The organism is Kitasatospora sp. CM 4170, assembly GCF_032110285.1.
GTDB classification, from domain to species: Bacteria; Actinomycetota; Actinomycetes; order Streptomycetales; family Streptomycetaceae; genus Kitasatospora; species Kitasatospora aburaviensis.
Genome location: NZ_CP134877.1, coordinates 2,361,035 through 2,373,135, shown reverse-complemented (window position 1 = coordinate 2,373,135; position 12,101 = coordinate 2,361,035). Strand labels below are relative to the sequence as shown.

Below are 12,101 nucleotides of genomic sequence, written 5' to 3'. Positions count from 1 at the left end.
TAGCACGGTGTGTGGCGTGGGGCAGGCTCCGCAGGGAGTCTGCCCCACTCTGCTTTGCAAGCACGGTCGGGCGAATATGCTGATCAGCATGACGACTGAGCCGGAACTGCAGCGGGGCGTCGGCGAGCCGGACGGCTTCCGCCGCCTCTGGACCCCCCATCGGATGGCGTACATCCAGGGCGAGAACAAGCCCACCGGCCCGGCTCCGGACGACGGTTGCCCGTTCTGCTCGATCCCGTCGCTGAGCGACGAGGACGGGCTGGTCGTCGCGCGGGGGAGCGCCGTGTTCGCGGTGCTCAACCTGTACCCGTACAACGGCGGGCACCTGATGGTCGTCCCGTACCGGCACGTCGCCGACTACACCGAGCTGGACGGGGCGGAGACCGCCGAGCTGGCCGACTTCACCAAGAAGGCGATGACTGCGCTGCGGGCGGCCTCGGGGGCGCACGGGTTCAACATCGGGATGAACCAGGGCGCGGCGGCCGGGGCCGGGATCGCGGCCCACCTGCACCAGCACGTGGTGCCGCGCTGGGGCGGGGACACCAACTTCATGCCGGTGGTCGGCCACACCAAGGTGCTGCCGCAGCTGCTGGCGGACACCCGCAAGATGCTCGCCGAGGCCTGGCCGCAGGACTGAGTGCCGGGCGAGCGGAAGGGCCCGCCACCGAGAGCGATCTCGGTGGCGGGCCCTTCCGTCGTGCCGGGGCTCCGTCGTGCCGGGGCCGGGCTCAGCCGGCGTCGTACTGGTCGACCCGGTACGGCCGGGTGCCCTGGGTCTCGGACTTGATGATCGAGGCGCGGTTCTTGAAGAAGCGGTCGGCGTCGACGTCGTGCTCCGCCAGGAACTCCAGCGTGGCCGCGAGGACGGCCTGGGTCACCGGGTGGGAGACGTTCAGCGCGTTGTCCGCCATCGAGCGGGTGTTCCACGGCGGCGCCGCCCAGGCGTGGCGCAGGCCGAACGGCTCGGGCAGGCCGAGGCCGCCGCCGAGCCAGCCGAGCAGGCCGGGGGCGCGGTAGAAGGGCGCGCGGACGGCCTGGCGCACCACCTCGTCGTTGTCGATGAGGGGGAGCTTGACGGTCTGCTCCTCCCAGAACTTCACCGTCTTCGCGACCGTCTTCTCCTTGTCCTTGGGCTTGTCGAAGAAGAGGCCGTTGACCGGTCCGAGGGCGAAGGCGGCCACGGTGACGTTCAGCGTGTTGGCGAGCAGGGTGACGGTGACGGTGAAGGTCAGGACGAGCTTGCCGTCGTGCGTGATGAACTGGGTGGCGAGGTAGTGCCGGGGGCCGCCGGGGAAGGTCTGCTTGTCGGCGATGGCCTGGACGGCGAAGTCGCGCATCCGGTCGCCGTCCATGTTGGCGTCGCCGGCGGGCGGGCGGCTGATCTCGTCGGCGGCCTCGCCGACCTCGAAGACGACCCACTGCTTGACGGCGACGTTCGGGATCCCGCTGTTGGCGACCTCGCTGATGCCGAGCGACTTGAGCCGGCTCGCGATCCGGCGGACGAGGTCCCAGGGGTGGAAGGCGCGGAAGTCGCCGTGGCCCTCGGCGGGGAGCAGCACGTCCGCCATCTTCCACTCGCCCCAGCGCTTCCCGGCGCCGAGGATGCCCTTGGTGCCGGCGTAGTGCTGGACGTTGGTGTCCTGCTCGGACTCCAGCCGGCCGAGTTTGGCCCGCAGGTCGGCGGCCTTCTTGTCCAGGTCGTCGCGGGGGACGGCCTTGGGGACGGTGGCGGCGACGGCGTTGCCCTCGACGAGGTCCTGCCAGCGGGTGCGCATGTCGACGGCGGAGGCGATCACGATCCGCTTGGCGAGGTACCAGCCGACGACGGGGGCGAGCATCACCAGGCGGAGGTAGATGCCGAGCGGGCCGCCGGTGGGGGGCTTGATCGCCAGGAGCAGGGCGACGGCGACCGCGGCGGCCAGCACGAGGGCGCCGTAGAACGCGGCGTTCTTGGGGTTGTCGCGCTTGAGCCAGGCGCGGAGCTGGAAGGCGCCGAGCCAGAGCAGGGTGCCGGGGAGGAAGAGCACGCCGGTGACGACCGTGACGGTGGTGAGCCGGCGGTCGCGGGCGGTGCGCAGGTCCTCGGCGGCGAGGCAGTGCTCGACGATCTGGCGGGTGTCGATGCCGAAGGAGGGCACCAGCGGCTTGCGGTCGCCGCCGAGCGCACGGGAGATCACGGCGCGGCTGAACGCCTCGCCGAGGTTGGGGCGGAAGAGGGCGAAGCGGCCCTTCTTGGCGGTGGCGGCGGTGACGGCGGTGACGAAGTCGTGGACTTCGCTGTCGCGGTAGGCGGTCGAGGAGAGCGCCTGGGTGACGGCGGTCTGCGGGCCGGCGTCGGTCCGGGGTATCTGCGCACCCGGGGTCATGTCGAGTGTGGTCACGGTCGCGTCCCCTCCTCCCCTTGTCAGCGGCAGGTTACCGTGCCCCGGCACCGCTGCGCGGATGATCGTCTGAAGTACCGTCACGATCGGGCCACCCGGGGCCTGTGGGGCATGATGCCCACCTTCGGGGGCCGTGACGCACCTGGTGGCGGGCGTGGGGGCGCAATGGTGCACGATGGGCGCAATGGGGTGGTGTCGAGGAGTCGGAGCGAGGGAGTCGCAGTGAAGGATCCGGTGCTGGTCTTCGACGGGGACTGTGCGTTCTGCTCGACCTGCGTGGTCTGGGCGGAGCGGTATCCGCGGCAGACGCTGGCCTCGGCGGGCTGGGAGGCGGTGCCGTTCCAGTTCGCGGACCTGGCGGAGCTGGACGCGCTGGCCGGGGGCCGCGGCGAGGTGTCGTGGGAGCGGGCCGAGCGCGAGGTGCTCTGGGTGACGCCGGCCGGCCGGGTGTACGGCGGGGCGCAGGCGGTGGCGCGGCTGCTGATGCGCTCGGGCGGCGCCTGGGCGTACCTGGGCGGGGTGCTGGCACTGGCGCCGGTGCGTCCGGTGGCGGGCGTCGTGTACCGGTGGGTGGCGAAGAACCGGCACCGGATGCCGGGCGGGACGCCGGCCTGCGCGCTGCGCCCGCGTACGGGGCCGGACCAGTCGTAGGCCCGGTCGGGCCCGGTCCTAGGACCGGGCCCGGCCCTCGGTGTAGCGGGTGGCGAGGGCGGCGGGCATGGGTTCGTGGCGCAGGTAGGCGCGGGAGAACTCGGCGGTGCCGTGGGTGAGTGAGCGCAGGTCGACGGGGTAGCGGACGAGTTCGAGTTCGGGGACCTCGGCGCGCAGCAGGGTGAGGGCGGGGCCGCCGGTCTCGGTGCCGAGGACGCGGCCCCGGCGGGCGGAGAGGTCGGTCAGGACGGCGCCGAGGTAGTCGTCCGGCAGCAGCACGCTGACCGCGGCGACGGGTTCGAGGAGCCGGATGACGGCGTGCTCGGCGGCGTCGCGCAGGGCGAGGGCGGCGGCGGTCTGGAAGGAGGAGTCGGAGGAGTCGACGGAGTGCGCCTTGCCGTCGGTGAGGGTGACGCGGACGTCGACGAGCGGGTAGCCGGTGGAGACGCCCTTGGCGAGTTGGGCGCGCACGCCCTTCTCGACGGAGGGGATGAAGTGCTTGGGGACGGCGCCGCCGACGACGTGCTCGTCGAATTCGAAGCCGGCGCCGGCGGGGAGGGGTTCGACCTCCAGGTCGCAGATGGCGTACTGGCCGTGCCCGCCGGACTGCTTGACCAGGCGGCCGTGGCCGGCGGCGGCGGTGCCGAAGGTCTCGCGCAGGGCGACCCTGGGCTCGACGGTGTCGACGTGGACGCCGTGGCGGCTGCGGAGCCGGTCGAGGACGACGTCGGCGTGGGCCTCGCCGGTGCACCAGAGGACGAGCTGGTGGGTGTCGGGGTTCTGTTCGAGGCGCAGCGCCGGGTCCTCGGCGGCGAGCCGGGCGAGGGCCTGGGAGAGCTTGTCGTCGTCGGCCTTGCTGTGGGCCTCGATGGCGATCGGCAGGAGGGGTTCGGGCAGGGTCCAGGTGTCGAGCTTGACCGGGTGGCCCGGCTCGTGGGCGGTGTCGCCGGCGCGGGCGCTGGTGAGTTTGGCGGCGCAGACGAGGTCGCCGGCGACGGCGTGCGGGACGCTGCGCTGGAGCTTGCCGAAGGGGCTGGTGAGGCCGGTGACGCGTTCGTCGCCGTCCTGGTCCCCGGGGTGGTCGGGGCCGGTCAGGTGGATGCGGGTGTCGGGGCGCAGGGTGCCGGCGTAGATCCGCAGCAGGCTGATCCGGCCGACGTAGGCGTCGCCGGTGACGCGGACGACCTGGGCGGCGAGGGGTGCGTCGGGGTCGCACTCGGGTGCGGGGCGGGTGCGCTGGGTGGGGTCGGGGAAGGCGGTGGTGATGAGGTCGAGGAGTTCGGCGGCGCCGAGGCCGGCGTCGGTGGTGGGGACGGCGGGGTGGAGGGTGCAGGCGAGGACCTCGCGCCGCATGCCGTCCTCCAGCGAGTCGGTGTCGAGGGTGTCGCCGGCGAGGTAGCGCTCCATGAGGGTGTCGTCCTGGCCGGAGATGGCCTCGACGAGGCTGTCGCGGGCGGGGGCGGTGTCGGGGAGCGGCTCGGTCTGCCCGTAGGTGTGGCCGGTGAGCAGGTCGACGCTGCCGTCGGGGTGGCCGTCGTGCTGCACGGGGAGGAAGAGCGGGCGCAGGGTGTCGGGGCCGAGGCCGAAGGCGTCGTGGCAGGCGGTGAGGATGTCGTCGAAGCTGCTGCGGGCGATGTCGAGCTTGGCGACGGCGATGGCGCGCGGGATGCCTTCGGCGGCGCACTCGCGCCAGAGTGCGCGGGTGGGGGAGGTGACCGGGTCGGTGGCGGAGACCACGAAGACGGCGGCGTCGGCGGCGTGCAGGGCGGCGCGCAGGTCGGCGGAGAAGTCGGGGTGGCCGGGTGGGTCGAGCAGGTTGACCTTGATGCCGTTCCATTCGAGCGGGAGCAGCGAGAGCTGGACGGAGCGCTGCTGCTGGTGCTCGATCTCCTCGTGGTCGGAGACGGTGGTGCCGTCGGAGACGCGGCCGGTGCGGCCGATGGCGCCGGCGGCGAGGGCGAGGGACTCGGCGAGGGTGGTCTTGCCGGCGCCGCTGCAGCCGATGAGGACGACGTTGCGCAGGTGGGCAGGGTCGGTGACGGTGGGCGCCGCCTGGCCGGCTCGTGCGGTGCTGCGGTCGGGCATCGGGGTCTCCTCCCGTCGCGCCGAGGCTGTCGTGAAAAGTCTAGGGGCGATGCTCGCGGTGCGGCGTCCCGTACGCGCGGGCGGTGACGCTGGGTGCGCGGGCGGGTGCCGGGGGTGCGGGGCGGCGGGGGTGCGGGGCGGTGGGGCGGTGCGGTGCGCAGGAGCGTGTCGTCGGCGTGGCTACGATGGGTGCGCCGGATGGGCTGATCCGTTCGGCCGTCTGCCGCGTACGCCGCCGCAGGCGGGTACCAGGGAGATCGGAGCGGTCGGGAAGGCCATGCTCAACAAATACGCGCGTGCCTTCTTCACACGTGTCCTGACCCCGTTCGCCGCGTTCCTGATCCGGCTGGGCGTGAGCCCGGACGCCGTGACGCTGATCGGTACGGCCGGTTCGGTGGCCGGGGCGCTGGTGTTCTTCCCGCGCGGGGAGTTCTTCTGGGGCACCATCACGATCACGCTGTTCATCTTCTCGGACCTGGTGGACGGGAACATGGCGCGGCAGCTGGGCCGGTCCACGAAGTGGGGCGCGTTCCTGGACTCCACGCTCGACCGGGTGGCGGACGCGGCGATCTTCGGCGGTCTGGCCATGTGGTACGCGGGCGGGGGCGACAACAACCTGCTCTGCGCGGTGGCGATCTTCTGCCTGGCGAGCGGCCTGGTGGTGTCGTACACCAAGGCGCGGGCCGAGAGCCAGGGTCTGCCGTGCGACGTGTCGGGGCTGGTGGAGCGGGCCGAACGGCTGGTGATCAGCCTGGTGGCGGCCGGTGTGGCGGGTCTGCACCAGTTCGGGGTGCCGTACGTGGAGTGGCTGCTGCCGGTGGCGCTGTGGCTGGTGGCCGCGGGCAGTCTGGTGACGGTGTTCCAGCGGATGCTGACGGTGCGCCGGGAGGCGTTCGAGGCCGATCGCGTGGCGGCCGGGAGCTGAAGGGGGCGGGCCTGCGGTGAAGGACCGATTGGTGTACTCGGCGTACGCGCTGGGCTGGGCGGTGCTGAGGCACCTGCCGGAGGCGGCCGCGCGGGGCCTGTTCGACGCGATCGCCGACTTCGCGTGGCGCAAGCGCGGCAAGCGGGTGCTGCAGCTGGAGGCCAACCTGCTGCGGGTGCGCCCGGGGGCGGACGAGGCCGCGCTGCGGGAGCTGTCGCGGGCCGGGATGCGCTCCTACATGCGGTACTGGATGGAGTCCTTCCGGCTGCCGGTGTGGAGCCGGCAGCGGGTGGCCCGGGACGTCCGGGTGGAGGGCTTCGAGGAGCTGCGGGCGGCCATGGAGTCGGGCCGGGGCGCGGTGATAACGCTTCCGCACATGGGGAACTGGGACCTCGCGGGCGCCTGGGTGGCGCTGGAGGGGTACCCGTTCACGACGGTCGCGGAGCGGCTGAAGCCGGAGGAGCTGTTCGACCGGTTCGTGGCGTTCCGGGAGGGCCTGGGCATGGAGGTGCTGGCGCTCACGGGCGGCGGCGTCAACGTGGTCGGCACCCTTGCGCGGCGGCTGCGGGAGGGCCGGCTGGTCTGCCTGGTCGGCGACCGGGACCTCTCCGAGGCCGGGGTCGAGGTGTCGTTCTTCGGTGAGGCGACCAGGATGCCGGCCGGTCCGGCGGCGCTCTGCCAGCGGACCGGGGCGGCCTTGCTGCCGGTGACGCTCTGGTACGACGGCTCGGTGATGCGGGCGCGGATCCACCCCGAGGTGCCGGTGCCGGCGGAGGGGGACCGCGCGGAGAAGACGCGGACGATGGTGCAGGCGATGGCGGAGGTCTGGGAGGCCGGGATCCGCGAGCACCCCGAGGACTGGCACATGCTGCAGCGGTTCTGGCTCGCCGACCTGCCCGCCCGTGCGACGGTGGAGGCACCGGCCGCGCCCCCGGCCGGCCGTCCGGCCGCGGAGGCGGCGGGCGGGCCCGCCGTGGAGCCCGCCGCCGAGGCGTCCGGCTCCTGACCCCCGCCTGATCCCCGCCCCCGACCCGTCCGAGAGGAACACGAGAACCCGTGAAGATCGGCATCGTCTGCCCGTACGACTGGGACGTCCCCGGCGGGGTGCAGTTCCACATCCGGGACCTGGCCGAGCACCTGATCGGCCTGGGCCACCAGGTGTCGGTGCTGGCGCCCGCCGAGGACGACGAGGCGCTGCCGCCGTACGTGGTCTCGGCCGGGCGCGCGGTGGCGGTGCCGTACAACGGTTCGGTGGCGCGGCTGAGCTTCGGCATCCTGTCGGCGGCGCGGGTGCGGCGGTGGCTGAACGACGGGCGGTTCGACATCCTGCACGTGCACGAGCCGGCCTCGCCGAGCCTGTCGATGCTGGCGGCGTGGTCGGCGTCGGGGCCGATGGTCGGCACCTTCCACACGTCGAACCCGCGCTCGCGGGCGATGATCGCGGCCTCGCCGATCCTCCAGCCCGGGCTGGAGAAGATGCGCGCGCGGATCGCGGTGAGCGAGTACGCGCGGCGGACCCTCGTGGAGCACCTGGGCGGGGACGCGGTGGTGATCCCCAACGGCGTGGACGTGGGCTTCTTCGCCGAGGCGGAGCCGGATGCGCGCTGGACCGGCGGCGCGGCCGCGGGCGAGCCCGGCACGATCGGCTTCATCGGGCGGATCAACGAGCCGCGCAAGGGCCTGCCGACGCTGCTGGCGGCGCTGCCGAGGATCCTGGCGGAGCGGCCGGGGGTGCGGCTGCTGGTGGCCGGCAAGGGCGACGAGGAGGAGGCGGTCGCCGGGCTGGCGCCGGAGGTGCGCCGGCAGGTGGAGTTCCTCGGCATGGTCAGCGACCGGGACAAGGCGCGGCTGCTGCGCAGCGTCGACCTCTACGTGGCGCCGAACACCGGCGGGGAGAGCTTCGGCATCATCCTGGTCGAGGCGATGTCGGCGGGCGCGCCGGTGCTGGCGAGCGACCTCGACGCGTTCAAGCAGGTGCTGGACGGCGGGGACGCCGGGGAGCTGTTCCCGGTGGAGGACGCGGACGCGCTGGCGCGGTCGGCGCTGCGGCTGCTGGGGGATCCGGGGCGGCTGGAGGAGCTGCGCAAGGCGGCGTCCCGGCACGTGCGGCGGTTCGACTGGTCGACGGTCGGCGCGGACATCCTGGCGGTCTACGAGACGGTGACGGCGGGTGCGGCGGCGGTGGTCGAGGAGGACGAGCGGGGCAGCCGGCGCGGCCGGTTCGGGCTGGCCCGGGATTGACCGGGGGCCCGCGGCGGTTAGGGTCTCCCGGACCGATCCCCGAGTGCTGGAGGCTTCGATGCCGCAGATCTCCGTCGACTACTCGCCCGAGCTGGCCGGCTCGTTCGACCGCCGTGAGCTGGGCCTGGCGATCAACCGGCTCGCGGTGAAGACGATCAACGCCAGCCCCGAGGCGTGCAAGACCGTCTTCCGCGAGGTGCAGGACTTCGTGGTGGGCGAGAGCGCGGGCCCGGACTCCCAGGTGTACGTGGAGTTCCAGATCTTCCCCGGCCGCACCGCGGAGGCGAAGGCGGCGCTCACCGAGGCGGTCATGGCGCTGCTGGCTGAGCGGGTCGTTCCCGCGCCCGGCTCCCGGCTGTTCACCGCGGTGAACGTCCAGGACATCGACCGGGACAGCTACCGCAGCGCGACCCTCGGCGGCTGACCGGCGGGCACCCGGTAGCGTAGCGCCCCGTGACTACCTGGATCTGGGCCGGCGTGGCCGTGGTGCTGTTCGGCATGTACCTGAGTTGGACGGCCGGCCGGCTGGACCGGTTGCACGCCCGGATCGACGCCGCCCGTGCGGCGCTGGACGCGCAGCTGGTCCGCCGGGCGTCGGTGGCGATGGAGCTGGCGACGTCGTCGCTGCTGGACCCGGCGGCCTCGCTGCTGCTGCTGGACGCGGCGCACGCGGCCCGTCAGGCCGAGGACGACCAGCGCGAGGTGGCGGAGAGCCAGCTGAGCATGGCGCTGCGGGCGGTGTTCGCCGAGCCGGAGCAGGTGGCCGTGCTGACGGCCGAGCCGGGCGGCGAGGAGGCGGTGCGGGACCTCACGGCGGCGGTGCGGCGGGTGCCGATGGCGCGCCGGTTCCACAACGACGCGGTGCGTGCGGCCCGGGCGGTGCGCGAGCACCGGCTGGTGCGGTACTTCCGGCTGGCGGGGCGGGCGCCGTTCCCGCTGGCGTTCGAGATGGACGACGCCCCGCCGCCGGCGCTCACGCCCGAGGGCGCGCCGGCCTGAGGCGGCTCCCGGGAGGGCCGGGGACGAGTTGTGGCGCGGGTCGTCGAAGTACGTCCGGATCCGGCCTGTTTGTCGTATCCCGTCGGTCAGGCTGGACTTGGTGGCGCATGGATCGGCCGTTTCTTCCGCCTACCATAGGGCGATAGCACTGGTTCATCTTCGAGTGAGGTCTCACGTGTCCACCACCCCCATCACCGCAGACCAGCCGCAGATCGGCACCGCCCGGGTGAAGCGCGGCATGGCCGAGCAGCTCAAGGGCGGTGTGATCATGGACGTGGTCAACGCCGAGCAGGCCAAGATCGCCGAGGACGCCGGCGCTGTGGCCGTCATGGCCCTGGAGCGGGTCCCGGCCGACATCCGCAAGGACGGCGGCGTGGCGCGCATGTCGGACCCGAACATGATCGAGGAGATCATCGCCGCGGTCTCGATCCCGGTCATGGCCAAGTCCCGGATCGGCCACTTCGTCGAGGCCCAGGTCCTGCAGTCGCTCGGTGTCGACTACATCGACGAGTCCGAGGTGCTGACCCCGGCCGACGAGGTCAACCACTCCGACAAGTGGGCGTTCACCACCCCCTTCGTCTGCGGTGCCACCAACCTGGGCGAGGCCCTGCGCCGCATCGCCGAGGGCGCGGCCATGATCCGCTCCAAGGGTGAGGCCGGCACCGGCAACGTCGTCGAGGCCGTCCGCCACCTGCGCCAGATCAAGAACGAGATCGGCCACCTGCGCGCGCTGGACCACAACGAGCTGTACGCCGCCGCCAAGGAGCTGCGCGCCCCGTACGAGCTGGTCAAGGAGGTCGCCGAGCTCGGCAAGCTGCCGGTCGTGCTGTTCTCCGCCGGTGGCGTGGCCACCCCGGCCGACGCCGCGCTGATGCGCCAGCTGGGCGCCGAGGGCGTCTTCGTCGGCTCCGGCATCTTCAAGTCGGGCGACCCGGCCAAGCGCGCCGCCGCGATCGTGAAGGCCACCACCTTCTTCGACGACCCGAAGATCATCGCGGACGCCTCCCGCAACCTGGGCGAGGCCATGGTCGGCATCAACTGCGACACCCTGCCGGAGACCGAGCGCTACGCGAACCGCGGCTGGTAGTCCCGGCCCGCGTCCGGCGTCGGCCCGCCGCAGCGCCTCGGCGCTCGGCGGGCCGCGCCGCGTACGCCCCCGGGCGGCGGCAGGCCGCCCGCGGCAACGATCACACGACGTACCGATCGAAGAAGGTTTGAGACCGTGAGCACTCCAGTCATCGGCGTTCTGGCCCTGCAGGGCGACGTCCGCGAGCACCTGGTCGCGCTGGCCGAGGCCGACGCGCTCGCCCGCCCGGTGCGCCGCGCCGAGGAGCTGGCCGAGGTCGACGCGCTGGTGATCCCCGGCGGGGAGTCCACCACCATGTCCAAGCTGGCGCTGCTGTTCGGCGTGATGGACCCGCTGCGCGAGCGGGTCGCCGCCGGCATGCCGGTGTACGGCACCTGCGCGGGCATGATCATGCTGGCGGACAAGATCCTGGACGGCCGTGACGACCAGGAGACCGTCGGCGGCATCGACATGACCGTGCGCCGCAACGCGTTCGGCCGCCAGAACGAGTCGTTCGAGTCCGGGATCGCCTTCAAGGGCATGGACGACGCGCCGGTGCACGGCGTGTTCATCCGTGCGCCGTGGGTCGAGGCGGTCGGTGCCGGCGTCGAGGTGCTGGCCGAGCTGCCGGCCGCCGACGGCCCGGACAGCCGGATCGTCGCGGTCCGCCAGGGCAACCTGCTGGCGACCTCGTTCCACCCCGAGCTGACCGGTGACCACCGGGTGCACGCCTACTTCGTGCGGATGGTCGAGGAGCACCTGGTGGCCGCCGCGCGGTAGCGCCTCGCCGTCGCACGCTGACCGTGTGCGCCCACCGGTGGCGACACCGGTAAGATCTCATCTGTTCATTTCCCTTTGGCGACGTAAAGGAGCTGGCGATGTCCGGCCACTCTAAGTGGGCTACCACCAAGCACAAGAAGGCCGTGATCGACGCCAAGCGCGGCAAGCTCTTCGCCAAGATGATCAAGAACATCGAGGTGGCGGCACGGACCGGCGGACCCGACCCGGCCGGCAACCCGACGCTCTACGACGCCATCCAGAAGGCGAAGAAGAGCTCGGTCCCGATCGACAACATCAACCGCGCCGTCAAGCGCGGTGGCGGTCTGGAGGCCGGCGGTGCCGACTACCAGACCATCATGTACGAGGGCTACGGCCCGAACGGCGTCGCGGTGCTCATCGAGTGCCTCACCGACAACCGCAACCGCGCCGCCTCCGACGTGCGCGTCGCGATGACCCGCAACGGCGGCTCGATGGCCGACCCGGGCTCGGTGTCGTACCTGTTCACCCGCAAGGGTGTCGTGATCGTCCCCAAGGCCGACGGCGTGGACGAGGACAAGCTGTTCGAGGTCGTCCTCGACCAGGAGCCCGAGGAGATCAACGACCTCGGCGAGTCGTTCGAGATCGTCTCCGAGGCCTCCAAGATGGTCGCCGTCCGCACCGCCCTGGTGGACGCCGGTGTCGACTACGACTCGGCCGAGGCCAACTTCCTCCCGAGCATGCAGGTCGAGCTGGACGTCGACGGCGCCCGCAAGATCCTGAAGCTGATCGACGCCCTCGAGGACAGCGACGACGTGCAGAACGTCTTCGCCAACTTCGACATCAGCGACGAGGTCGGTGCCCAGCTCGACGCCGAGTGATCGTTCGCACTCCCCGGCCCGGTGGTCCCCTGGACCGCCGGGCCGGTGTCGTCGGTGGCGATGTCGTACCCGGGGGGTAGCCTTCGCAGGTCATCGGGTCGGGACCCTGCCCGGAG

General features: G+C 72.6%; 12 protein-coding genes. 10 read left to right on the top strand and 2 right to left on the bottom strand.

The genetic code is table 11. The features are described from left to right. Window positions 1-76 precede the first annotated feature (76 nt). A complete protein-coding gene (locus tag RMN57_RS09410; RefSeq protein ID WP_313762942.1) occupies window positions 77-637 on the top strand; it encodes an HIT domain-containing protein in 561 nt (186 codons plus the stop codon). Between the two features lie 91 nt (window positions 638-728). On the opposite strand, the gene RMN57_RS09405 is transcribed toward RMN57_RS09410, so the two are convergent. Continuing rightward, complete coding sequence (locus RMN57_RS09405; RefSeq protein ID WP_313762941.1) at window positions 729-2,381, bottom strand: hypothetical protein; 1,653 nt, start codon at window positions 2,379-2,381, stop codon at window positions 729-731. A gap of 222 nt (window positions 2,382-2,603) precedes the next feature. Between RMN57_RS09405 and RMN57_RS09400 the strand changes: the two genes are divergently transcribed. Continuing rightward, complete coding sequence (locus RMN57_RS09400) at window positions 2,604-3,032, top strand: DUF393 domain-containing protein (protein WP_313762940.1); 429 nt, start codon at window positions 2,604-2,606, stop codon at window positions 3,030-3,032. Window positions 3,033-3,050: 18 nt separating this feature from the next. On the opposite strand, the gene RMN57_RS09395 is transcribed toward RMN57_RS09400, so the two are convergent. After that, a complete protein-coding gene (locus RMN57_RS09395; RefSeq protein ID WP_313762939.1) occupies window positions 3,051-5,117 on the bottom strand; it encodes an elongation factor G-like protein EF-G2 in 2,067 nt (688 codons plus the stop codon). Between the two features lie 277 nt (window positions 5,118-5,394). Here RMN57_RS09395 and pgsA point away from each other — a divergent pair, with 277 nt between their 5' ends. The 8 genes from pgsA (at window position 5,395) to RMN57_RS09355 (ending at window position 11,985) form a co-directional block, all read left to right on the top strand. Continuing rightward, window positions 5,395-6,042, top strand: a complete 648-nt coding sequence (gene pgsA, locus RMN57_RS09390) for a phosphatidylinositol phosphate synthase (RefSeq protein WP_313762938.1) — start codon at window positions 5,395-5,397, stop codon at window positions 6,040-6,042. Window positions 6,043-6,058: 16 nt separating this feature from the next. After that, entirely contained in the window at window positions 6,059-7,048 is a 990-nt protein-coding gene (locus RMN57_RS09385; protein WP_313762937.1) for a phosphatidylinositol mannoside acyltransferase, read from the top strand. A 50-nt stretch (window positions 7,049-7,098) separates the two neighbouring features. Further along, a complete protein-coding gene (locus RMN57_RS09380) occupies window positions 7,099-8,283 on the top strand; it encodes a glycosyltransferase family 4 protein (protein WP_313762936.1) in 1,185 nt (394 codons plus the stop codon). A 58-nt stretch (window positions 8,284-8,341) separates the two neighbouring features. Then, window positions 8,342-8,707, top strand: coding sequence for an isomerase (locus RMN57_RS09375; RefSeq protein ID WP_313762935.1), 366 nt, complete (start codon window positions 8,342-8,344; stop codon window positions 8,705-8,707). Window positions 8,708-8,736: 29 nt separating this feature from the next. Beyond that, the gene (locus RMN57_RS09370) at window positions 8,737-9,282 is read left to right on the top strand and encodes a hypothetical protein (protein ID WP_380234149.1); all 546 of its coding nucleotides are present in this window, start codon (window positions 8,737-8,739) and stop codon (window positions 9,280-9,282) included. 175 nt (window positions 9,283-9,457) lie between these two features. Further along, window positions 9,458-10,369 carry a pyridoxal 5'-phosphate synthase lyase subunit PdxS gene (pdxS, locus tag RMN57_RS09365; protein WP_313762934.1) on the top strand — a complete coding sequence of 304 codons (912 nt, stop codon included), beginning with the start codon at window positions 9,458-9,460 and terminating at the stop codon, window positions 10,367-10,369. Between the two features lie 135 nt (window positions 10,370-10,504). Continuing rightward, entirely contained in the window at window positions 10,505-11,128 is a 624-nt protein-coding gene (gene pdxT, locus RMN57_RS09360; RefSeq protein ID WP_313762933.1) for a pyridoxal 5'-phosphate synthase glutaminase subunit PdxT, read from the top strand. A gap of 98 nt (window positions 11,129-11,226) precedes the next feature. Beyond that, complete coding sequence (locus RMN57_RS09355) at window positions 11,227-11,985, top strand: YebC/PmpR family DNA-binding transcriptional regulator (protein ID WP_313762932.1); 759 nt, start codon at window positions 11,227-11,229, stop codon at window positions 11,983-11,985. Window positions 11,986-12,101: the final 116 nt, after the last annotated feature.